This window comes from Leifsonia sp. RAF41, assembly GCF_052114085.1.
Classification (GTDB): Bacteria; Actinomycetota; Actinomycetes; order Actinomycetales; family Microbacteriaceae; genus Leifsonia.
This window is the reverse complement of the sequence record NZ_JBFREB010000001.1, coordinates 1,642,247-1,664,343: the sequence shown is the minus strand read 5'-3', so window position 1 is coordinate 1,664,343 and position 22,097 is coordinate 1,642,247. Positions and strand designations below refer to the sequence as shown.

Sequence of the window (22,097 nt, the reverse complement as noted above, 5' to 3'; positions counted from 1 at the left end):
TTCCGCCATGGCGCGGGGGTTCGCGAAACGGGCCTCCCCTCGGTCCCACGGGAGTGGTGTACTCGTCGGAACGGAAGGGGTCCGACGATGGGCGCGATCGTGGTGCAGGCTTTCATCAGTCTCGACGGTGTGGTGCAGGGTGGAGGCGGCCCCGACGAGGACCGTGAGGGAGGGTTCGAGCTGGGCGGCTGGGCGATGGACTACGACGCCAGGCATGACGACGGGGCCGCTGGCGAGCTCGTCATGGACTGGGAGAGCCGGACGACCGCGCTGCTGCTGGGGCGGAAGACCTACGATATCTGGGCGCGGGCGTGGGGCGTCTGGGATGAGGACGCGCCCGGGCTGGAGGGTGAGCTGACCCGGCGCTACAACCGAGTCCCGAAGTTTGTCGCCTCGCGGACGCGGACTGAGCTCGCCTGGAAGAACTCCTTCCTGCTCGGCCCGGATGTGCCGGAGGAGGTGAAGCGGCTCCGCGAGGAGATCGACGGCGAGATCCGCATCTGGGGCAGCACGGAGCTGGTGCGCACACTCGCTGGCAGCGGCCTCATCGACGAGTACCGGTTGTGCGTCTACCCGCTGCTGCTCGGGACGGGCAAGAAGCTGTTCCCGGACGGGTTCCCGCAGGCGCGGCTCGCGCTCGCGGAGTCCCGGCGGCTGGCGTCGGGTGTTCTGGTGAACACGTACCGGCGCGGGTGACTACTTCTTCTCTTTTTTCTCCGTGTCGCCGGAGAGCGCGGCGATGAACGCCTCCTGGGGGACCTCGACGCGGCCGACCATCTTCATGCGCTTCTTGCCCTCCTTCTGCTTCTCCAGGAGCTTGCGCTTGCGGGTGATGTCGCCGCCGTAACACTTGGCGAGAACGTCCTTCCGCATCGCGCGGATGTTCTCGCGGGCGATGATGCGCGCGCCGATGGCCGCCTGGATGGGCACCTCGAACTGCTGACGCGGAATCAGCTCCCGCAGGCGGGAGGCCATCATGGTGCCGTAGGCGTAGGCCTTGTCGCGGTGGACGATCGCGCTGAACGCATCGACCGCCTCGCCCTGCAGCAGGATGTCGACCTTCACCAGGTCGGATTCCTGCTCGCCGAAGGGCTCGTAGTCGAGCGAGGCATAGCCGGCGGTCTTCGACTTGAGTTGGTCGAAGAAGTCGAAGACGATCTCGCCGAGCGGCATCGTGTAGCGGATCTCGACGCGGTCCTCGCCGAGGTACTCCATGCCGAGCAGGGTGCCACGGCGGCCCTGGCAGAGTTCCATGATCACGCCGACGTAGTCCTTCGGGGCGAGGATGGCCGCCTTGACGACCGGTTCCTCCACCTTCTCGATCTTGCCGGTGGGGTACTCGCTCGGGTTCGTGACGGTGATCGTCTTCTTGTCCTCCGTCGTCACCTCGTAGATCACGCTGGGCGCGGTCGTGATGAGGTCGAGGTCGAACTCCCGCGAGAGCCGCTCGGTGATGATCTCGAGGTGCAGGAGGCCGAGGAAGCCGCAGCGGAAGCCGAAGCCGAGTGCGACCGAGGTCTCGGGCTCGTAGACGAGGGCCGCATCCGACAGCTTGAGCTTGTCGAGCGCTTCGCGCAGCTCCGGGTAGTCGCTGCCGTCGAGCGGGTACAGGCCGGAGAAGACCATCGGCTTGGGCTCGGTGTAGCCCGGGAGGGCAACGGTCGCGGACTTCGCCGCCGAGGTGATCGTGTCGCCGACCTTCGACTGGCGCACGTCTTTCACGCCGGTGATCAGGTAGCCGACCTCTCCGACGCCGAGACCCTTCGACGGGGTCGGCTCGGGCGAGGAGACGCCGATCTCGAGGATCTCGTGGGTCGCCTTGGTGGACATCATCTGGACCCGCTCGCGCGGGCGCAGGGTGCCGTCGACCATACGGACGTAGGTGACGACGCCGCGGTAGCTGTCGTAGACGGAGTCGAAGATCATGGCGCGGGCGGGAGCGTCGGCGACGCCGACCGGCGCGGGGATCTCGGCGACGACGCGGTCGAGCAGCGCCTCGACGCCCATGCCCGTCTTGCCCGAGACGCGCAGGACGTCTTCCGGACGCCCGCCGATGAGGCTGGCGAGCTCGGCAGCGTACTTGTCCGGGTCTGCCGCGGGCAGGTCGATCTTGTTGAGCACCGGGATGATCGTGAGGTCGTTCTCGAGCGCCAGGTAGAGGTTGGCCAGCGTCTGCGCTTCGATGCCCTGGGCCGCGTCCACCAGCAGGATGGCTCCCTCGCACGCGGCGAGGGAGCGGGAGACCTCATAGGTGAAGTCGACGTGCCCGGGAGTGTCGATCATGTTGAGGGCGAACGTCTGCCCCTCGATCGCCCACGGCATCCGCACGGCCTGGCTCTTGATGGTGATGCCACGCTCGCGCTCGATGTCCATGCGATCGAGGTACTGCGCCCGCATGTCCCGGTCGGAGACCACGCCGGTGATCTGCAGCATGCGGTCGGCCAGGGTCGACTTTCCGTGGTCGATATGCGCGATGATGCAGAAGTTACGGAGGGAGGCCGGGTCCGTCGCGGCGGGCTCGAGGGCCTGAAGAGCTCGTGGTGACATCGTTCGGCCATTCTTCCATGAACGCCCGGGCGCCGGGCGCGCGGGCTCGGGTCAGCCCCGGGAGGGGTCAGGCGAAGCGCTCGCTGCGCTCCACAACGCGACCCTGGCCGTCTTCCCAGCTGTACACCTCGGCGCCGCCGATGAACACGCGCTCCGCACGGGAGTTCACGTCGAGGGGATCGCCGGACCACACGACGACATCGCCGTCGAGGCCGGGAGTGAGCGAGCCGACCCTGTCGTCGAGGCGCAGGAACGCTGCCGGGTTGACGGTGAGCGCCTCAAGCGCGGTCTGGCGAGGCAGGCCGTCTTTGACCGCGAGGGCTGCCTGGTAGATGAGGAAGTTGATCGGGACCACCGGGTGGTCGGTGGTGATGGCGACCCGGACCCCGGCCTGGGCGAGGACAGCAAGGTTGGCGATGGCGCGGTCACGCAGCTCGACCTTGGATCGTGAGGTGAACATCGGCCCGAAGATCACCGGGATGTCGCGCTCGGCGAGCACATCGGCGATCTTGTGTGCCTCGGTGCCATGGTTGACGACCAGCCGGTAGCCGAACTCGTCGGCCAGGCGCAGGGCCGTGGCGATGTCGTCGTGGCGGTGGGTGTGCTGGTCCCAGGCGAGTTCGCCGTCGAGCACGCGCACCAGAGTCTCTTTGGACAGATCTCGGTCGAACGGCTTGCCCTCGAGCTCGGCGTTGTCGCGTTGCGTGCGGTAGTTCTGTGCGGCGACGAACGCCTCGCGGATGATCATGGCGACTCCCAGCCGAGTGCTGGGAGTCTGGTTCTTGCCGCCGTAGACCCGCTTCGGGTTCTCGCCGAGAGCGGACTTGACGCTCACGGCCTCATGGATCACCTGCTCGTCGATGATCCGGCCTCCCCAGGTCTTGATCGCGACCGTCTGACCGCCGATCGGGTTGCCGGACCCTGGCTTCACGACGACCGATGTGACGCCCCCCGAGAGCGCGTCGCGGAAGCCTTCGTCGTCGATGTTGATGGCGTCGATCGCGCGAACCGCTGCCGTGTTGGGCGTCGTCATCTCGTTCGTGTCGTCGCCCGCGGGCCCGTTCGCCTCCTCGTGGATGCCGACGTGACCGTGCGATTCGATGAAGCCGGGCAGCACCCACTTGCCCGCCGCGTCGATCACTGGGACCCCGTCCGGCACGCGCACATCGCCCGCGGCACCGACCGCCTCGATGACGCCGTCCCTGACGACGACGACCCCGTTCTCGATGGGCTCCTGAGAGACCGGCACGACGTAACCGTTGACGATGGCGATGGTGGTGGAAGTCATGGATCGAGCCTACGCGCGTCGGGTCCGCCGTTCAGCGAAGTAGGCGATCTGGGGAATGCCTGGGGATCACACGCGTTGTGGACGGATATGAACATCCTCCTGACCGGCGCGACCGGTTTCATCGGATCCTCCGTCCTCCCCCGCCTTCTCGACGACGGCCACTCCGTCACCGCGCTGGTCCGGGACGCCGACAAGGCGGCCGCTGTCGAAGCCGCCGGCGCCACAGCGCTCATCGGCGACGCGGCGGACGGCCGCCTCGTGGAGCAGGCTTCGCGCCAGAGCGACGGCGTCATCCACCTGGCCTCGGGAAAGGACGTGGACGCCGTCCTGGTTCCCGCGGTGCTGGCGGGTCTCGCCGGTTCGGGCAAGCCGTTCGTCCACACCGGAGGCATCTGGACGTACGGTTCCAACGACGACATCGCCGAAGACTCCCCGGTGGACCCGCCGGCGTTGACGGCGTGGCGCGGTGACGCCGAGGCGCTGGTACGCGCTGCCTCCGACGTGCGCGGAACGGTCGTCGTCCCGTCGATCGTCTACGGATACGGCAAGGGCCTCCCGAACGTGATCGTGGACGCGCCCCGCGACTCCGGCACGGTGCCCTCGCTGCGTCTGATCGGCGACGGGTCGCAGCACTGGGCGACCGTTCACGTGGACGACCTCGCCGCCCTGTACGTGCTCGCGCTGGAGAACGGAACGGCCGGATCGACCTACATCGGTGCGGGCGGTCAGAACCCGACGGTGCGCGAGCTGGGGGAAGCCGCGGCCCAGGCCGCCGGAATCGCGGGCGGCGTCGCGGCGGAATCGCTCGACGTGACGCGCTCTCGGCTGGGCGAGGGTCTGGCGGATGCCCTGCTGCTGGACCAGCAGGCTCGCGGGACGAAGGCGCGTATCGACCTCGGCTGGGAGCCGAACGGTGTGACCCTGCTCGAGGAGCTGCTCGTCGGCTCGTACGCCCCCGCGCGCGTGTGAACACCACCCGGATCGGCGGGCTCCGTCGGCCGATCCGGTGATTTTGGCGAGATGCGGGCCACGCTGGTAGAGTTGTTTGTTGGCTTGCGTGTGGATGTGTCCGCACGAAACGCCGCAAGGCGCCCTCTCCGCTGAGCGGCACATCCCTAATTCACAACAACGAAAGTGACCACTCGTGGCAAACATCAAGTCGCAGATCAAGCGCAACGGCACCAACAAGAAGGCGCAGGAGCGCAACAAGGCCGTCAAGAGCGAGCTCAAGACCGCCATCCGCGCCACCCGCGAGGCTGTCGTGGCCGGCGACAAGGACAAGGCGAGCGCGGCGCTGCGTACCGCCGCGAAGAAGATCGACAAGGCGGCCAGCAAGGGCGTCATCCACAAGAACCAGGCGGCGAACCGCAAGTCGGCAATCGCCAAGCAGGTCGCCGCGCTCTAAGCGACGACCGACCGCGGGCCCTGCCCCGCGCCGCTAGCGAGCCCCCGCTCCAGGACTTCGGTCCGGACGGGGGCTCGCTGCATGTGCGGAACGTTTCCGGGTCAGTCGCGTCCGCGGGCGCTGATGACGCGGATCATCCGCTCCAGCGCGAACACCGGGTCGCGGCCTCCGCCCTTGACGTTCGCGTCGGTCTCCGCGAGGAGTTCGATGCAGCGGCCGAGCCCGTCTTCGGTCCACCCCTGCAGGTCGCGACGCGCACGGTCGACCTGCCACGGCGCCAGACCGAACCGCTGGGCGAGCTGGCCGGAGCCGCCCCGTGTGCCGGAGATCTTGGCCATCGTGCGGATCTTGCTCGCGAACGCGGCCACCATGGGGACAGGATCGGCGCCGGACGCGAGCGCGTGCCGCATCGTGACCAGGGCTTCCCCGTGCCGGCCGGCGATCGCCGCATCGGCGACCTGGAAGGCGTTCGTCTCGACGCGCCCGCTGTAGTACTTGTCGACGGTCGCTTCGGTGATCTGCTCGGCCGAATCGGACAGCAGCTGCTGGCAGGCCGCGGCGAGTTCGGCGAGGTCGTCGGAGAACGCGGACGTGATGGCGCGCAGCGCTCCGGGGGTGACCTTGCGTCCGGCCGCCGCGAACTCCGCCTGCGCGAAGTCGTACTTCTCGGCGTCCTTCTTCAGCTCCTGGCACACTACTTCCACGCCGCCACCGGTGCCGGCACGAATCGCGTCGAGCAGCTTCTTGCCGCGCACGCCACCAGCATGCCGGAGGGTGACGACCGTCTCGTCAGCCGGTGCGTTCAGGTAGTCGAGCATGTCGGCAAGGAACGCGTCGTTGCACTTCTCGACCGCCTCGACGCGGATGAGCCGCGGTTCCCCGAACAGGGAGGGGCTCGCGAGGGTGAGCAGCTCTCCCGGCGCGTAGTCGCCCGCGTGCAGGTCGCTGATCTCGAGGCTGGGATCATCCGCCTTGAGGGAGTCGCGCAAGGAGCGCACCGCCCGGTCGGCGAGGAAGCCTTCCGGCCCGGTGACGAGCACGACGGGTGCCGCTCGGATCTGGCTCCACGGGAGCTGCGGGATCGCGCTTGCGACGGCGCGCGTCTTGCCCGCTCCGCCTCTACTGCCGCCTCGGGTCGCCACGTGCCTCCTCGTTCGAGTGCGGGTCGGCGGTCACCGGAACCCACCTGTCCAGGATACGGGCGACCACTGTCATCGCTTGCCGCGTTCCGCTCGCTCCACAGTCTGACGCCGGGCGATCCGGGCGAAACGAGCAGCATCCCTTCCTGGTCGGTCCGAGCGACCGCGGTGCCGCTTTCCGCCAGCATCCGGAGGGCCCGGGCAGTGGGATGACCGTAGCCGTTGCGCACGCCGACCGAGACGAGGCCCAACGGGGCGCTGAGTGCACCGTAGAGCGCTGGGCTCTGGTCGGCGGAACCGTGGTGGGCCACCTTGACCACGTCCACCGGGCGCACGCTGCCTGTGGCGAGCAGGGCACCCTGTGCCTCCTCCCCCAGGTCGCCGAGGAAGATCGATCGCATACCGTGGCCTTCCGCCTCGAGGGTGAGGCTCCCGGCGTTTCCGGTGTCGCTGTCCGATGATTCGCCCGTGACGGGTGCGGGGGGCCAGAGCAGTCGCCAGTCGATCGCGCCGATCCGTCCGCAGAGGCCGGCATGCCCCTGCTCGACGGGAACACCCGAGGCGGCGAGCACGGCCAGCGTGCGCTGATCGGCGTCGCGGACAGGCCGCTGGACGATCGCACGTTTCGCCCGGGCCGCCACCCCGCTGATGCCGCCGACATGGTCGGCGTCGAAGTGCGTGAGAACCAGCAGGTCGAGTTCGGAGACGCCTAATCGGTCGAGGCAAGCGGTCGCGGGAGCGGGTTTCCTCCCCACGTCGATCATCGCGACCGTGTCTCCGTCGCGCAGGAGGACCCCGTCCCCCTGCCCCACGTCGCACGCGGCCACCTGCCAGTCGCCCGGGATGGCGAGCGCACGGCCGATCGTGCTCCCACCCCAGACACCGACGTAGACGAGGGCGCCCGCGCACAGCGCCAGGACTGCCACAGCGGACACGATGCGAGGCGCACTGCGCGCAAGGACGAGCGCGGCGACAGCAGCGAGCACACCGGCGCTGAGCAGCACCCCCAGCACACCATCGGCCCACGGAAGAGCGACGCCTGGCAGGTCGCTGGTGAATGTCGCCACCTGAGCGATCCAGGCGGAGGGCACCCAGGCGAGCCCGACGATCAGCTGGCCCAGCGCGGGCGCCCACGGAAGCACCGCACAGGCGAGGCACCCGAGCACAGTGGCCACGGGTGCCGCCGGTTCCGCGAGCAGGTTGGCCGGGATGCCGAACAGCGGAAGTGTCGGCGACAGGAGGACCAGCACCGGTTGGCAGGCCACCTGGGCAGCCGTCGGCACGGCGATCGCCAACGCGAGCGACCGCGGCATCCACCGTGCGAGCAGGCCGCTGAGTGGACCGGCCAGCACGAGGAGCCCAGCGGTGGCAAGGATCGAGAGGGCGAAACCGTAGTCCCGTGCGAGCCACGGATCGTGAACGAGCAGCAGCACCATCGCCAGGGACAGCGCCGGGATCCCGTCCGCCGGGCGCCCTCGTGCCAGACCGATCAGCAGGACGGCTGCCATCGCGGCGGCACGGATGACGCTCGGGCCCGGTCCGACCAGCGCGACGAACGCCAGCAGGGCGAGGCCGGCGACCACGATCCGCGTCCGCCGGCCAAGACCAACAGCGCGGGCGACGAGGAACACGAGCCCGATGACCAGCGCACAGTTCGCGCCGGAGACGGCGGTGAGGTGGCTGAGCGAGGATGCGGTCATCGCCTCGTCGAGCTCCGGCGAAACGGACGTCTCGTCGCCGATGGCCAGCCCGGGAAGGAGGGCGCCCCCGTCGCCGGGTGTCTCGCCCGCGGCCAGAGCGAACACCGTCCGCGCGGCGGCGGCCCACGCGAGCCACGGTGGCGGCGGTTGCACGATAGACGGCACGTCTTCACCCGACGTGCGGATCGTGTAGCTGGTCGCTTCACCGGCATCCTCGACGAGCGACTGCCCGGTCGCACGCAGGACCGTCCCGACAGCGAAGGTGCGCGCCGTGGCCACGTCCGCCCCGAACTGCAGGGAGACCGGAATCTCCGCCTCACCGCCGACCGTCCGACCACGCACCGTCCATCGTGCCCCGCCCCCGAAGCCGGTCGCCGCCATCCGGTTGGGGGTGCGCTCGACGCGGATCAGCACCTCCACCGAGTCCGTCTCGCGGGCCGCCCGGTCCAGAGCCTCGCTCACGCGACCGGGTGCGTCGATGGCCACCACCGCCGAACCGAGGGCGGTCGCACCCAGCAGCGTCGCCACCAGCGGGAGGAAACGCAAGCGCGTCACCGAAGCTCGTCCCCTCGAGTGCTCTCCTCGCGCCGCCCCGGCCGCTACCGACGCCGTACCGGCAGCCATCGCTCCCGCCACCACGGCCACGACACCGGCCGGGGCGGGCATTCCGATCAGCACCGCACACGCGACCCATAACGCGACCGCCGGAAGGGCCAGGCGAAGATCGGGCATCAGACCACCACCCGGTCCTTGAGGCCGTCGAACAGTTTCTGCGCGATCCCGGTCACCTTGAGCAGGTCCGCAGGCTGAGCGAAGCGCCCGTTCGCCTGCCGCCAGTCGAGGATGCGCTGGGCGAGGGCCGGGCCGATCCGGGGCAGCGTCTCGAGTTCGGCTTGCGTCGCGGTATTGAGGTTCACCACGGCACCCGTTGCCGCACCGCCACCTCCCGTCCCGGCAGCAGCCCCCGTCCCGGCTGCCGCCGGAACCTCGCCCACGCGCGGGACGACCAGCTGCTCCCCGTCTGCGACAGGTCGCGCCAGGTTCACCCCGGCGGCATCGGCGTCATCCGTCAGCCCGCCCGCCGCTGCCACGGCATCCACGACGCGCGAGCCTGCAGACAGCGACACGAGACCGGGTTTCCGAACCGCCCCGGTGACATGCACGAGGAGGCCGCCGGTCGACACGCTGGTCGACGCGGGCGGCCCGAACGGCGTCGCGGTACCGGACGGAAGGGTGAAGCTGGTCCCGCCTTGCGCCGTCGCCGACACGAGGACGGCGACCACCGCAGCGGCGATCAGGAGAACGACGGCCGCGCCCACGCCCACGCGGAGGCGTCCGCCTCGGCGATCCGCCACCTCCTCGAAGCGGTCGGCCTCACCCAGCTCGAACGCACTCGAACCCGCACCCGCACCCGCACCCGACGCACGCGTATCCCGCGCACCCTCCCCGGGCACGCCCGGAGCGGAGGGATCGGCTCGGTGTCGCATCCCTTCACGCTAGGAAACGACGGCGACCCTCACCCGACGCCGACCAAACCCGTGGAGAGACGCCGAAGGCGCCGGGTTGTGCACGACAACCCGACGCCCTCGCACTGCATACTCAGCCGCGCGGCTTGGTCGCGATGTTGACCAGTCGCGGTGCGCGCACGATCACGTTGACGACCTCGCGGTCTCCGACCGACCGGACCACGGCCTCCGACTGACGCGCCAGAGCCTCCAGCTCGTCGGAGCCGATCTTCGGCGAGACCTCGAGCCGGTCGCGGACCTTGCCGTCCACCTGCACGACGGCGGTGACCGACTCCTCGATCAGCAACGTGGGGTCGGGCTTACGCCACTGCGCCAGCGCGACGGACGGCTCATAGCCGAGCTTGCTCCACATCTCCTCGGCCGTGTAGGGCGCGAAGAGGTTCAGGGCCATGGCGATGACCTCGGCCGCCTCGCGCACCGCGGCGTCCGCGGGGCCGGCACCGGTGTCGATCGTCTTGCGCGTCGCGTTGACCAGCTCCATCAGCCGCGCCACGACGACGTTGAACTTGAACGACTCCACCAGGCCTGGTGCGTCCGCCAGGAAACGATGCGTGACGCGCCGCAGCGCCGCATCACCCGTCTTCCACACCACGTCGGGAGCGCTGGTCACGTCGTCCGCGATCCGCCAGGCGCGCGCCAGGAACTTCGCGGACCCCGACGGGGAGACGTCCGCCCAGTCGATGTCGTCCTCCGGAGGACCGGCGAACGCCATGGTCAGCCGCACCGCATCGACACCGTGCTCGTCGAGCTGCTCGGACAGCTTGACCAGGTTGCCGCGCGACTTCGACATCGCCGAGCCGTCCATGAGCACCAGGCCCTGGTTCAGCAGCGCCGTGAACGGCTCCGTGAAGCTGATGTACCCCAGGTCGAACAGCACCTTGGTGATGAAGCGCGCGTACAGCAGGTGCAGGATGGCGTGCGTCACGCCGCCGACGTACTGGTCGACGGGCGCCCACTTCTCCGCCTCACGCGGGTCGAACGCCTGGCTGTCGTCCTTCGGGGACAGGAAGCGCAGGAAGTACCAGGAGCTGTCGACGAAGGTGTCCATCGTGTCCGTGTCGCGCTGGGCGGGCCCACCGCAGTTCGGGCAGGAGACGTTGACCCAGTCGGTCGCCGCGCCCAGCGGGCTGGTGCCCTTCGGCTGCAGGTCCAGGCCCTCCGCCGGCGGCAGCAGCACGGGCAGCTCCGACTCCGGCACCGGCACCTCGCCGCACTGCTCGCAGTGGATGATCGGGATGGGCGTGCCCCAGTACCGCTGGCGCGAGATCAGCCAGTCGCGCAGTCGGAAGTTCTTCGCCGGCGCTCCCAGGTGGGATCCCTGCAGCGCCTCGGTGACGCGGCGGATCGCGTTCGACTTGCTCAGCCCGTCGAACGGGCCCGAGTTGACCAGACGGCCTTCCCCGGTCAGGGCGACGCCGGTCTCCGACGGGTTCTCGAGCGCTGCCTCCTCCGGCAGGATCGGCTCACCGGTCTCCGGGTGCGTGTGGATCACCGGGATGGCGCCGGTCACCGGCTGCGTCGTGTCGACGACCACGCGCACGGGCAGGTCGAACGCGCGCGCGAAGTCGAGGTCGCGCTGGTCGTGCGCGGGCACGGCCATGATCGCGCCGTGGCCGTAGTCGGCCAGCACGTAGTCCGCCACCCAGATCGGCAGCTTCTCGCCGGTCAGCGGGTTGATGGCGTGCCGCTCCAGGAAGACGCCGGTCTTCTCGCGCTCACTGCTCAGACGGTCCATCTCGGTTGTGCCCCGAACGACGGCGAGGTAGTCGTCGAAGCGCTTCCGGACCTCCGGACGGGCGCCCTCGACCAGCTCGGCGGCCAGGTCGGAGTCGGGCGCGACCACCATGAAGGTCACGCCGTACAGGGTGTCGGGACGGGTCGTGTAAACGGTCACCGGCTCGTCGCGTCCCTCGATCGCGAAGGTGACGTCGGCACCGGTCGAACGCCCGATCCAGTTGCGTTGCATGGAGATGACCTTGGACGGCCAGGCGCCCTCCAGCTGATTCAGGTCATCCAGCAGGCGGTCCGCGTAGTCGGTGATGCGGAAGTACCACTGGGTCAGCTTCTTCTTGGTCACCAGGTTGTCGCAACGCTCGCAGCGGCCGTTGACGACCTGCTCGTTCGCCAGCACGGTCTGGTCGAAGGGACACCAGTTGACCTGGCTCGCCTTGCGGTACGCCAGGCCCTTCTCGTACAGCTTCAGGAACAGCCACTGGTTCCAGCGGTAGTAGGACGGGTCGCTGGTCTGCAGCACCCGGTCCCAGTCGAAGCTGGGCGCGTAGCGGCGCATGCTGGCCTTCTGCTGCGCGATGTTGTCGTTCGTCCAGCCGGCCGGGTCGAGCCCCCGCTTGATGGCGGCGTTCTCGGCGGGCAGGCCGAACGAGTCCCAGCCGATGGGGTGCAGCACGTTGAAACCCTGCTGACGCCAGTACCGGGCGATGACGTCGCCCAGGGCGTACGCCTCGGCGTGACCCATGTGCAGGTCGCCCGAGGGGTACGGGAACATGTCGAGGATGTACTTGCGCGGCCGCTTGTCCGCTGCGTCGTCCGTGGCGAAGGGTCGCAGCTCGTCCCAGCGCGGGAGCCACTTGTCCTGGATCGCGGTGAAGTCGTACTGCGCGCGCTCGTCGTGTGCGCGGTCATCCTGCGGGTGCTCGTGTGCCACGTGACTCTCAATCTCGGTTCCGTCGTGCCGCGTCGGGATCCTGACGGCACGGAAGAGGTCCGGGCGAGGAGCCCGGGTCTCCAGAGTACTAAACGTCGGAGTCGTCCAGACCGTTCCCAGCAGGGGCGTCAGTTCGCCGCGGGCGTGACCGGGCCTGCGACCGGAGGTGCGGAGGCGACGAGCCCGGCTGCCGCGAGCATCGCTGCCGCCTTCACCCGCACCTCCTCGAGCTCCTCCTCGGGCATCGATAGCGCTGTGATCCCGCCGCCCGCGCCGACGGTCGCCACACCACCGGCGAAGTGGATGCTGCGAATCACCATCGCGAGATCGGCGGTGCCGTCGAGCCCGAGGTACCCGAAGCATCCGGCGAATGCGCCGCGCGGTCCGCCTTCCAGCCGGTTCAGGATGTGCATCGCGCTCAGCTTCGGCGCACCGGTCATCGAGCCGGCCGGGAAGCACGCCGCCACCGCATCCACCGCGCCGAGCCCCGGCGACAGCATCCCCTCGACCGTCGACACCAGCTGGTGCACCTGCGCGTAGCTCTCCACGGCGAGCAGGTGGCTGACCTCGACGGAGCCGACCTTGCACACGCGGCCCAGGTCGTTGCGCATGAGGTCGACGATCATGACGTTCTCGGCGCGCTCCTTCTCGCTCGCCTCCAGTTCCGCCCGCAGCTCGACGTCGGCCGCGACCGTCGCCCCCCGGGGTCGGGTGCCCTTGATCGGCCGGGTGCGGACGCGCCCGTCGGCCCCCACGCGCAGGAACTCCTCGGGCGACGAACTCACCAGTACCTCTCCCGCGATGCGCAGGTATCCGGCGTGGGGAGCGGGGCTCGCCTGTCGCAGCCGCAAGTGCACGGCGAGCGGATCGGCGTCGGTGCGGCCCCGCGCGGTGTTGGTCAGGCACAGCTGGTAGGCGTCGCCGGCGCGGATGGAGTCCTGGCAGGCGACGATGGCCGCGAGGTACTCCGCGTCGTCGTGGCGCCAGGAGACCCTGGTATCGGGGATGGGATGGGCGAGCTGGTAGACCCGCGCGGCTCCCGACGAACTCGTCAGGGCGCGCGCTGTGGCGGAGGTCCACGCCTCGCCGTCGGCGTCATCGGGCGCAACGACGGTCACCGTGCGGGTTTCGTGATCGAAGGCGACCATACGATCCACCAGCAGCAGCGCGGCATCGGCCATGCTCGTCGCCGCGACGGGCGCTCCGGCCTCCGCAGCTCCCGCCTCGTACCCGAGGCGACCCCACCATCCCACCGGGTAGCCGGAGGGCTCGGGGTGCGCCCGGGTGGCGAGGTCGCGCCGCACGGCGTCGAGGATGCCGCCGCTGCGGGTCGATTCGCCGACGGAGACCGTGCCGTCGGCGACGGACGACGTCGCCGTGACCCGACCGGTCCCGATGAAGCTGCGCCCGGATACCGTGTCCGACCCGCCGTCCAGCCAGACGGCGTCCTCCACGACGCCGCCGAACAGGGTCACGAACGCGTCCGCCGGGTCGACCCAGGTGTCGAGCCGGAGCACGCGGAGCGGGAGGGCCACCCGACTAGCCTAGGCGAGTGGATGCACGCAGTACCGAGCCCTTGAACACCCTCGCCGACTGGGCGGACGGCGAACTGCGCGTGCGTGACGACTGCGAGCTGGTCGAGACGGAGCTGCTGGCGGCCGACTCCTTCCTCGTTCGCGACGGCCGCGCGCTTGCTCTCCGGCTGCACGGGGCGCGATTCGCCGAGGCGTCGCGCGAACAGGGGTACACGAGCTCCGACCTGGACAGGTTCTGGGAGGCCGGGATCGCGTCCCTCCCCCGGGACGGCGAATGGTTCCCACGGTTCGAACTCGTCCGGGCGCGGGACGCAGTGCGCCTGCGGTTCCGGCTTCGGCCGGCTCCCGAGCTGACGGCGACCCTCGTCGTGGCCACCGCGGATGGCGACCCTCGGCAGCTTCCGTACCTCAAGGGACCCGACATCGACCGGCTCAGCGCGCTCCGCCAGCGCGCTCAGCGCCACGGTGCCCAGGAGGCGGTGATCCTCGACCAGGGCCGGGTGTCCGACGGCGCGACGACCGCGCTGCTCTGGTGGCGCGGCGACACGCTCTTCGCTCCCCCGTTCTCGCTCCCCCGGGTCGACAGCGTCGCTGCGCGGACGGTACGCGGGATCGCTGCGGCCCTCGGCACGCCCGTCGAGGAGGAGGAGGTCCGTCCCGCCCAGCTCGACGGCACGGCGCTGTGGGCCGTGAACGCGCTGCACGGCATCCGGGCGGTCACGGCGTGGGTCGACGGCCCGGCGCTGGCGCAGGATCCGGCCCGCACAGAGGCCTGGCGGGCCCGCTTCGCCGCTCTGACGCGGCCGCTGCCCTAGCGACCGCGTAACGGCTCCTCCGACTCACCCGTCCGTGAAGCTGGCCAACGGCCTGTCGGGACTGACGATGTAGGTGGACAGCATCCGCCCCGTCCCTGGCCCCAGATCGCGCGCGTTGTGCGGCGTGTCCGGCGGGATCAGGAACCCGTCGCCGGTGTGCAGGAGGAGGGTGTCCCGATCCCGGATGCGCATCTCGACTGTGCCTGCCATGATGTAGCCGACCTCCTCACCGGGATGCGTGTGCCAGCCGGATTCCACGCCCTCGGGGATCTCAGTGAGAACCTGCACGATGACTCGGCCGGCGATGGACGAGTCCGCGCGCTGGACCTCGGTGCGTTTCAGAGTGCCTGCGAGGTCGTCCTGCTGCCCGTCCGGTGTACCTGCCATCACGCCACCGTCTGGAGCGCGCGGAGGATGACGTCGGCGACCCTCTGCGGCTGGGAGATCATGATGAGGTGCGAGCCCTCGAGTTCGGTGAGGTCAGCGCCCGCGTTGCGAGCCATTGCGAGGAGCACGTCCGAGCCGGCGGCCTTGTCCCCCGTCGCGACGACCGCCCACGATGGCAAGCCTTTCCAGGCCGGCGCTCCCGACTTCTCGTCGAAAGCCGCGGCAGCGACCGGCCGTTGCGCAGAGCCCAGGACGGCTCCCTGGGTGTCGGAGAGGTCGCCGGCGAAGACCCGCGGGAAGTCCCGTTCGTTGACGAACAACTCGACCGCGGTCTCGTCTCCGTTTCCCGTCGGGTACATCTTCTGGACGAGGGCGGGCGCGAGCGCACTGTCCCGGGACGTGCCCTCCACTTCTCCCAGCGTCTGCCCCTCCTCGGGCGCGAACCCGGAGACGAACACCAGACCCTTCACGTTGCCGGCCCCGGTAGCGGCGTTCGTGATGACGGCGCCGCCGTACGAGTGCCCGACGAGGAGAACCGGGCCGTCGATCTGCGCGACCACGCTCCGGAGGTACGCCGAATCCGAGAGCAGACCACGCAGCGGTACGGCCGGGGCCAGCACCCGCACGCCTTCCGCCTGCAGGACCTCGGTCAACGCCGCCCAGCTGCCGGCATCTGCGAACGCACCGTGCACCAGCACGACCGTCGCTTCGCCCTTCGAACCATCGGTCATCATGTCACCTATCTCGTGTGACGTCAGCGGATGCGGCTCGCTGACGGGTCGCCGCTGAACGCCCGCCGGTGCCGGGTGAACCGGACGATGGCCACAGTGTAGGGGTACCAAACCTAGACAAGCTAGAGGAACGAACCGATCCGTGAGGCGGTCAGCGGCGCGCCCGGCGCTCCTTGCGCGCCGCTCTGTTACGCGCCAGTACCCAGCCGGTTATCGCGCCGATGAGGAACACGACAACGATCAGGAGCCAGGTCGGCAACTGCACCTGCCCCCAGAACACGAAGATGGTGGCCTGATCGTTCGCGACACCGTTCTGCACGGCGATGACGACCAGCAGCAGCACCAGCAGGATGGCGAGCCACTTCCGTTTCAGGAAGCGCACGAATGCGCTGTCCTCGGTCGGCTGCCCCACTGCCCTGTCGCTCATGCGGTCAGTATGGCGCGCGATGGTCCGTCACGAACAGCACCTCACGGGGTGAGGCGGCCGTGCTCGAGGCGCAGCACCCGGTCCACGAGGCCGGCGGGAACGTCGCTGTGCGAGATCAGCAGCACGGTGCGGCCATCCTCCGCGGCGGTCTCCAGCACGTCTCGCACGAGAGCGTCACCGGCGGTCGCATCGACGTTCGCCGTCGGCTCGTCCACCACGAGCACGGGAAAACCGGCCAGCAGAGCACGGGCGAGTGCGATGCGCTGGGCCTGGCCGCCGGAGACGAGTGCCCCACGCTCACCCACCGGCGCCGACAGACCCCCGCGCGAGACCGCCCAGTCCCGGAGCCCGACCCGCTCCAGCACGTCGAGGAGCTCGTCGTCGGTGGCCGTTTCGCGGGCGAAGAGAAGGTTCTGACGCAGGTCGGAGTCGAAGAGGTACGGTCGCTGCTCGACCAATCCGACGACGCTCCGTACATCGTCCTGACGAAGCTCTCGCGTCTCCACGCCGTCGAGGCGGTACGCGCCGGAGTGGTCGAGCAGGCGTGTCAGGACGTGCGCGAGCGCGGTCTTGCCCGCTCCCGTCGGTCCGGTGAGCAGCACACGCTCCCCCGGCTGCAGCCGAAGCGTGATGTCGGACAGGACGGCACCAGCCTCGCCCGGCCAGTGCGCCGAAACGCGCTCCAGTCGCACCTCCGGAACCCCGCTCGCCGGGATCCGGGACGCGCTGGCAGCATCCACCGGGACTCCGGCCGGAACCCGCACGGGCGCGGTGGAGGCGATGCGCTCGGCGCTCGCGTGCACCCGACGCCAGGCGCCGAACGCGAGGGGGACCGCCCCGAACACCTCGAACACCGCCAGCGGCAGCAGCGCGATGACGGCCAGCCCCGGGCCGTCGAGCACGCGGTCGCCGAGCGCCGGGATGCCTGCCGCCAGCGCCGCGGCCGTGGCGGCGCCTGCGAGCAGCGACACCGCGCCTGCCGTGAGTCCGAGCCCGGCCGCGCGGGCGCGGACGGCCGCCGTCAGCCGCGCGCTCGCCCGGCTCACCCGGTCCTGAGCGGCGGGAAGGGCGCCGTACGCCGTGAGCACATCGAGGTTGCTGACGAGATCGTGCAGGGCATCGTTCACTTCGGCGCGCAGGGGCGCGATCCGTCGCTCGGCGGCGCCCGACGCCCAGCGGTCGACGAGCGCTCCGGCGACGAGCGCCGCGATCAGCGTCGCGAGGAGCGCGACACCTGCGGCGGGGAGCACCAGGAACGCTGCCACGACGCTCGCCATGACGACGATCCCGGCACTGACGGCGGGCTGGATGACCCGCAGGGACAGATTCTGCAGCTCGTCGACGTCGTCGGCGAGCCGAGCCAGGAGGTCGCCGGACCGGACCCCGCGCAGACCGTCCGGCGCAAGCGGCTCCAGCCGGGTGTACAGCCTGGAGCGCACCGTACCGAGCTGGCGGAACGCCGCGTCATGACCGGCGAGCCGCTCCAGGTAGCGGAAGAAGGCCCTGCCGAGCGCGAACGCCCGCACGCCGACGACAGCCATCGACAGGTACAGCATCGCCGGCTGTTCCGACGCGCGGGTGATGAGCCAGGCCGACACCCCGAGCAGCGCGACGGCACTCCCGCCGCTCAGCACGCCGAAGGCGATGGCGGTCCACAGCCGGCGCGCCGGGGGAACGGCCAGTCGGAGGATGCGACGCACCTCGGCCGGGTCAGCCTTCTCGGCCGGGATCGCGACATCGGGGGCACCGACTCGACCAAGCGTGTCAACGGACACCGGACACCTCCTCCATCGCGACGGCGGCTGTCCCCCGGCTGCCCTCGCCCAGCCCTGGCAGGGTCAGAACGAGGTCGGCCGCCTCGGCGACCGCCTGGCGGTGACTCACGACGAGCACAGCCGTGCCCCCGTCCGCCACCCGCCGCAGCGATCGCAGCAGTTCCCGCTCGGTGGCCGCGTCGAGCGCCGAGGTCGGCTCGTCGAGGACGAGCGCCGCGCAACCGCGGGAGCGCAGTCGGTACAGCGCCCGCGCGACGGCCACGCGTTGCGCCTGACCACCCGACAGACCGGTGCCTCCCGGTCCGAGCAGCAGGTCGGGATCCACGTCGCCCGCCGCCGCGTCGCGCAGGGCCGCCGCGACGCGATCCGGATCGGCTGGTTCTCCGAGCGCGACGTTCTCGGCGATCGTGCCCGCGAGCAGTCCCGGACGCTGTCCCGACCAGGCGACGGCGTCCCGACGCCCAGCCGGGTCGGTGCGTCCGCCGGCCTGGATGCGTCCCTCCGCCGGCGCGAATCCGAGCATGGCGGCGATGACGCTCGACTTCCCCGCTCCGCTCGGCGCCTGCAACACCGCGAAGGTCCCGGGCGGCACAGAGGCGCTGAAACCATCCACCACCGCGCGTCCGTCATAGCTCACGGACACGTCGGCGAACGCCAGCCCGGCGGACGCCGCAGAGGGTGTGACCGCGCTCACCGCGGGCGCTTCCCCCGCCGCCTCGATGATCGCGAACGCGTTCGCCGCCGCCTCGATGCCCTCCGCGGCCGCGTGATACGCAGCGCCGACATTGCGCAGCGGGAGGAACGCCTCCGGGGCGAGCAGCAGCACGAAGAGCCCCACCGAGAGGTCGAGCGAGCCACTCAGCAGGCGCAGCCCGATCGTGACCGCGATGACCGCCACCGACAGGCTCGCAGCCAGCTCCAGCACGAAGCCGGAGAGGAACGACATCCGGAGCACCCGCATGGTGTGCACGCGGTACTGGTCGCTCACCTGCCGGATCCGGGTCTCCTGCCGGTGCTGCCGCCCGAACAGCTTGAGGGTGGCGAGGCCGGCGACCACGTCGAGGAAGCCACTCGACAGGGCGGAGAGGGCACGCCACTGGCGCTTCTGCGCCTCCTGCGTGGCCCAGCCGACGAGCACCATGAACACCGGAACGAGCGGCAGGGTGACCGCCAGGATGATCCCGCTGGTCAGATCCCGCCACCCGATCGTCAGCACGAGCAGCGGCATCGCGACCGCCGTCCCGATCAGCTGAGGAAGGTACTTGGCGAAGTAGCCGTCGAGCGCGTCCATCCCGTGCCCGGCCACCAGCGTCACGTCCGCCGCGCTTCGGTGCGAGACCCATCCCGGGCCCAGCCGACCGATGGATGCGACCAGCCGCTCGCGAAGCTGGCCGACCACCCGCGCCCCGCCGCGTGCCGCCACGGCCTCGACGGCCCACATCAGCACGGCCCGCAGCACGACCACCAGAGCGAGCAGCGCGAGGGTCCCGCTCAGCGCCGCGAGCGACTCCCCCGCGATCGCTCGCACGATCAGGTCGGTGACCAGCCAGGCGAAGGCGACGATGGAGGCCGTCTGCAGCAGCGCGAGCGCCGCACCGGCGACGAGGGTGCCGCGCGTCGCCGCCGCGTAGCGGAGCAGGCGGGGGTCGAGCGGCCGCATGTCAGGCCGTCACAGGGCGCTGAGGGTCGCCGGGCGCCTCGCCGGACGATGCGGCATCGTGGGCGTCCTCTGGGATGTGATCGCGGGTCACGCGCTTGCGGAACACCCAGTAGGTCCAGCCCTGGTAGACCAGAATGAGCGGCAGGGAGAACGCCGCGACCCAGGTCATGATCGTCAGGGTCAGCGGCGAGCTCGACGCGTTCGCGATCGTCAGACCGTTCTCCGGGTTCGGCGACGACGGCATCACGTTCGGGAAGAGCGCAGCGAACAGCGACACCACGGCAAGCGCGATGGTGGCAGCCATGAACGCGAACGACCACCCTTCCGCTCCCCGCAGGTTGGCGATCCAGGATGCGAGCAGCGCCACCGCCGCGAAGATCGCCAGCGCCAGGAACACCGGAGAGAAGTGCGAGAGCGCCGTCCAGCCGAGGAACGAGGCGGCCACGACGATCGCGAGCGCGCCCGACCGGGCCGCGAGCCTCCTCGCACGGCGGCGCAGCTCGCCGTCGGTCTTGAGCGAGACGAAGACGACCCCGTGGGTGAAGAACAGCAGCAGCGTCGTCAGACCGCCGAGCAGCGCGTAGCCGTTGAGCAGGTCGAACAGGGTGCCGGTGTAATCGTGGTTCGCATCCAGCGCCACGCCCTGCACGATGTTCGCGAAGGCGACGCCCCAGAGGAACGCGGGAACGGCCGAGCCGACCACGATCATCCCGTCGAACCACTTCTTCCACCGGGCGCCCGCCCGCTGATGCCGGTACTCGAACGAGACGCCGCGGAGGATCAGCGCCAGCAGGATCAGCAGCAGCGCCAGGTAGAACCCGCTGAACAGGGTTGCGTACCACTCGGGGAACGCGGCGAAGAGCGCGGCGCCGGCGACGATGACCCACGTCTCGTTCAGGTCCCAGACCGGGCCGATGGTGTTGATCATCACTCGGCGGTCGACGTCGTCGCGGCCGAGGAACGGCAGGGCCATTCCGACCCCGAAGTCGAACCCGTCGAGCACGAAGTAGCCGACGAAGAAGAAGGCGACGATTCCGAACCAGAGAACTGCGAGATCCATTGTCGTGCTCCTTCTAGTAGACCGTTGTGACGGGGATGGGCTCGCCCGCGTCGTCGAGGTGCTTCGACGCGTCCTCCGGGCCCTTCTGCGCCGCGCGCTTGATCAGCTTGAATTCGACCACCGCGAGCGTTCCGTAGATGGCGGTGAAGGCGACGAGCGAGATCAGCACTTCCAGCCCGCTGGTACCCGGCGACACCCCATCCGCTGTCTTCATCAGGCTGAACACGATCCACGGCTGCCGGCCCATCTCGGTGAAGATCCAGCCGACGATCATCGCCAGGAGCGAGAGGGGCATCGCCCAGATCGCGATCCGCCATACCCAGGGTCGGGCCGGCGCCCGGCCCTTGCGGGTCAGCCACAGTCCGACCACCGCGATCAGGATGTGCAGGGAGCCGAGCCCGATCATCCACCGGAACGCCCAGTACGTGATCCAGATGACCGGCGTGTAGTCGCCCGGTCCGTACAGCTGGGTGTACTGCGCCTGCAGGTCGTTGATGCCCTCGACCGTGCCGGTGAGCGTATGGGTGGAGAGGAACGACAGCAGATAGGGGATGCGGATGCTGAACAGCTCGTGCACGCCGTCCGGCGTTCCGAGGGTGAAGATCGAGAACGAGGCATCCGCTCCCGTCGACGTCTTGTACAGTGCTTCCGCTGCCGCCATCTTCATGGGCTGCGTCTCGACCATCGCCAGCCCCAGCTGGTCGCCGGAGAGCACGGTTCCGATGCCCGCCCCGACCATCAGCCACAGCCCGAACCGGAGTGCCGGGCGCATCGTGTCCAGGTGGCGGTTGCGATACAGATGCCACGCGGCGACCGCGATGATGAGGCCGGCGGAGACCATGAAGCAACCGAAGATGGTGTGCGGGAACGCGGCCAGGGCCACCTTGTTGGTCAGCACCGCCCACAGGTCGGTGAGCTCCGCACGCCCCTTCGCCTGATTCAGGTGATAGCCGACCGGATTCTGCATGAAGGCGTTGGCGGCGAGGATGAAGTACGCCGAGAGGATGCTGCCCACCGAGACCACCCAGATGGTGGCGAGGTGCAGTCGCTTGGGCAGGCGGTCCCAGCCGAAGATCCAGAGGCCGATGAACGTCGCCTCGAGGAAGAACGCGAGGAGTCCCTCCAGTGCGAGCGGAGCACCGAAGATGTCGCCGACGAATCGGGAGTAGTCGGACCAGTTCATCCCGAACTGGAACTCCTGCACGATGCCCGTCACCACGCCCATGGCGAAGTTGATGAGGAAGATCTTCCCGAAGAAGTGGGTCAGCTGCAGGTAGTGCGCCTTGCCCGTGCGGTACCAGGCCGTCTGGAAGATGGCGGTACAGGTGACCATGCCGATGGTGAGTGGCACGAACAGGAAGTGGTAGATCGTGGTCAGCCCGAACTGCCAGCGTGACAGCAGGAGCGGGTCGAGCAGTTCGTTCACGTCATTCCTCC

The 22,097-nt window shown here is 69.9% G+C and carries 17 protein-coding genes and 1 pseudogene; 4 read left to right on the top strand and 14 right to left on the bottom strand.

Annotation, left to right across the window (positions count from 1 at the left end; genetic code table 11):
• Nucleotides 1–87 precede the first annotated feature (87 nt).
• Nucleotides 88–696 (top strand): dihydrofolate reductase family protein, encoded by a 609-nt coding sequence (locus AB4Y74_RS07975; protein ID WP_441798565.1) that lies wholly within the window; start codon nucleotides 88–90, stop codon nucleotides 694–696.
• Here AB4Y74_RS07975 and lepA read toward each other — a convergent pair whose 3' ends face one another.
• On the bottom strand, nucleotides 697–2,547 hold the full coding sequence (gene lepA, locus AB4Y74_RS07970; RefSeq protein WP_441798564.1) for a translation elongation factor 4: 1,851 nt from the start codon (nucleotides 2,545–2,547) through the stop codon (nucleotides 697–699).
• 67 nt (nucleotides 2,548–2,614) lie between these two features.
• Nucleotides 2,615–3,835, bottom strand: coding sequence for an amidohydrolase (locus AB4Y74_RS07965; RefSeq protein WP_441798563.1), 1,221 nt, complete (start codon nucleotides 3,833–3,835; stop codon nucleotides 2,615–2,617).
• A gap of 87 nt (nucleotides 3,836–3,922) precedes the next feature.
• Here AB4Y74_RS07965 and AB4Y74_RS07960 point away from each other — a divergent pair, with 87 nt between their 5' ends.
• Together AB4Y74_RS07960 and rpsT are read left to right on the top strand one after the other, a co-directional pair.
• On the top strand, nucleotides 3,923–4,804 hold the full coding sequence (locus AB4Y74_RS07960) for an NAD-dependent epimerase/dehydratase family protein (RefSeq protein ID WP_441798562.1): 882 nt from the start codon (nucleotides 3,923–3,925) through the stop codon (nucleotides 4,802–4,804).
• Nucleotides 4,805–4,979: 175 nt separating this feature from the next.
• Nucleotides 4,980–5,240 carry a 30S ribosomal protein S20 gene (gene rpsT, locus AB4Y74_RS07955; protein WP_374010644.1) on the top strand — a complete coding sequence of 87 codons (261 nt, stop codon included), beginning with the start codon at nucleotides 4,980–4,982 and terminating at the stop codon, nucleotides 5,238–5,240.
• Between the two features lie 101 nt (nucleotides 5,241–5,341).
• Here rpsT and holA read toward each other — a convergent pair whose 3' ends face one another.
• The 5 genes and pseudogenes from holA to AB4Y74_RS07930 form a co-directional block, all read right to left on the bottom strand.
• Nucleotides 5,342–6,382, bottom strand: a complete 1,041-nt coding sequence (gene holA, locus AB4Y74_RS07950; RefSeq protein WP_441798561.1) for a DNA polymerase III subunit delta — start codon at nucleotides 6,380–6,382, stop codon at nucleotides 5,342–5,344.
• A 635-nt stretch (nucleotides 6,383–7,017) separates the two neighbouring features.
• Nucleotides 7,018–8,460: pseudogene (locus tag AB4Y74_RS07945) on the bottom strand (ComEC/Rec2 family competence protein); the annotation flags it as partial.
• A 350-nt stretch (nucleotides 8,461–8,810) separates the two neighbouring features.
• Nucleotides 8,811–9,566, bottom strand: a complete 756-nt coding sequence (locus tag AB4Y74_RS07940) for a helix-hairpin-helix domain-containing protein (RefSeq protein WP_441798560.1) — start codon at nucleotides 9,564–9,566, stop codon at nucleotides 8,811–8,813.
• A gap of 112 nt (nucleotides 9,567–9,678) precedes the next feature.
• On the bottom strand, nucleotides 9,679–12,270 hold the full coding sequence (gene leuS, locus AB4Y74_RS07935) for a leucine--tRNA ligase (protein ID WP_441798559.1): 2,592 nt from the start codon (nucleotides 12,268–12,270) through the stop codon (nucleotides 9,679–9,681).
• 128 nt (nucleotides 12,271–12,398) lie between these two features.
• Complete coding sequence (locus tag AB4Y74_RS07930; RefSeq protein ID WP_441798558.1) at nucleotides 12,399–13,805, bottom strand: anthranilate synthase component I family protein; 1,407 nt, start codon at nucleotides 13,803–13,805, stop codon at nucleotides 12,399–12,401.
• A 17-nt stretch (nucleotides 13,806–13,822) separates the two neighbouring features.
• On the opposite strand from AB4Y74_RS07930, the gene AB4Y74_RS07925 reads away from it, so the two are divergent.
• Entirely contained in the window at nucleotides 13,823–14,620 is a 798-nt protein-coding gene (locus AB4Y74_RS07925; protein WP_441798557.1) for an aminotransferase class IV, read from the top strand.
• A gap of 24 nt (nucleotides 14,621–14,644) precedes the next feature.
• Here the strand turns inward: AB4Y74_RS07925 and AB4Y74_RS07920 are convergent, their stop codons facing one another.
• The 7 genes from AB4Y74_RS07920 to AB4Y74_RS07890 form a co-directional block, all read right to left on the bottom strand.
• Nucleotides 14,645–15,007 (bottom strand): cupin domain-containing protein, encoded by a 363-nt coding sequence (locus AB4Y74_RS07920; RefSeq protein WP_441798556.1) that lies wholly within the window; start codon nucleotides 15,005–15,007, stop codon nucleotides 14,645–14,647.
• Complete coding sequence (locus tag AB4Y74_RS07915; protein WP_441798555.1) at nucleotides 15,007–15,738, bottom strand: alpha/beta hydrolase; 732 nt, start codon at nucleotides 15,736–15,738, stop codon at nucleotides 15,007–15,009. Before AB4Y74_RS07915 ends, AB4Y74_RS07920 begins: the two co-directional genes overlap by 1 nt.
• 151 nt (nucleotides 15,739–15,889) lie before the next feature.
• Nucleotides 15,890–16,165: a LapA family protein gene (locus tag AB4Y74_RS07910; RefSeq protein WP_441798554.1), complete on the bottom strand. Its 276-nt coding sequence runs from the start codon at nucleotides 16,163–16,165 to the stop codon at nucleotides 15,890–15,892.
• A 41-nt stretch (nucleotides 16,166–16,206) separates the two neighbouring features.
• Complete coding sequence (gene cydC, locus AB4Y74_RS07905) at nucleotides 16,207–17,940, bottom strand: thiol reductant ABC exporter subunit CydC (RefSeq protein ID WP_441798553.1); 1,734 nt, start codon at nucleotides 17,938–17,940, stop codon at nucleotides 16,207–16,209.
• Nucleotides 17,930–19,600 carry a thiol reductant ABC exporter subunit CydD gene (cydD, locus tag AB4Y74_RS07900; protein ID WP_441798552.1) on the bottom strand — a complete coding sequence of 557 codons (1,671 nt, stop codon included), beginning with the start codon at nucleotides 19,598–19,600 and terminating at the stop codon, nucleotides 17,930–17,932. The genes cydC and cydD overlap by 11 nt, the downstream gene beginning before the upstream one ends.
• 1 nt (nucleotide 19,601) lies before the next feature.
• Nucleotides 19,602–20,660 carry a cytochrome d ubiquinol oxidase subunit II gene (gene cydB, locus AB4Y74_RS07895; RefSeq protein WP_441798551.1) on the bottom strand — a complete coding sequence of 353 codons (1,059 nt, stop codon included), beginning with the start codon at nucleotides 20,658–20,660 and terminating at the stop codon, nucleotides 19,602–19,604.
• 13 nt (nucleotides 20,661–20,673) lie between these two features.
• Nucleotides 20,674–22,086 (bottom strand): cytochrome ubiquinol oxidase subunit I, encoded by a 1,413-nt coding sequence (locus tag AB4Y74_RS07890; RefSeq protein ID WP_441798550.1) that lies wholly within the window; start codon nucleotides 22,084–22,086, stop codon nucleotides 20,674–20,676.
• Between the last annotated feature and the right edge of the window lie 11 nt (nucleotides 22,087–22,097).

What these genes read in the sequence shown, in the direction of transcription:
- AB4Y74_RS07975 (WP_441798565.1), top strand. Translation starts at nt 88, where the DNA reads ATGGGCGCGATCGTGGTGCAGGCTTTCATCAGTCTCGACGGTGTGGTG.
- lepA (WP_441798564.1), bottom strand. Translation starts at nt 2,547, where the DNA reads ATGTCACCACGAGCTCTTCAGGCCCTCGAGCCCGCCGCGACGGACCCG.
- AB4Y74_RS07965 (WP_441798563.1), bottom strand. Translation starts at nt 3,835, where the DNA reads ATGACTTCCACCACCATCGCCATCGTCAACGGTTACGTCGTGCCGGTC.
- AB4Y74_RS07960 (WP_441798562.1), top strand. Translation starts at nt 3,923, where the DNA reads ATGAACATCCTCCTGACCGGCGCGACCGGTTTCATCGGATCCTCCGTC.
- AB4Y74_RS07940 (WP_441798560.1), bottom strand. Translation starts at nt 9,566, where the DNA reads ATGCGACACCGAGCCGATCCCTCCGCTCCGGGCGTGCCCGGGGAGGGT.
- AB4Y74_RS07920 (WP_441798556.1), bottom strand. Translation starts at nt 15,007, where the DNA reads ATGGCAGGTACACCGGACGGGCAGCAGGACGACCTCGCAGGCACTCTG.
- AB4Y74_RS07915 (WP_441798555.1), bottom strand. Translation starts at nt 15,738, where the DNA reads ATGACCGATGGTTCGAAGGGCGAAGCGACGGTCGTGCTGGTGCACGGT.
- AB4Y74_RS07910 (WP_441798554.1), bottom strand. Translation starts at nt 16,165, where the DNA reads ATGAGCGACAGGGCAGTGGGGCAGCCGACCGAGGACAGCGCATTCGTG.
- cydD (WP_441798552.1), bottom strand. Translation starts at nt 19,600, where the DNA reads ATGCGGCCGCTCGACCCCCGCCTGCTCCGCTACGCGGCGGCGACGCGC.
- cydB (WP_441798551.1), bottom strand. Translation starts at nt 20,660, where the DNA reads ATGGATCTCGCAGTTCTCTGGTTCGGAATCGTCGCCTTCTTCTTCGTC.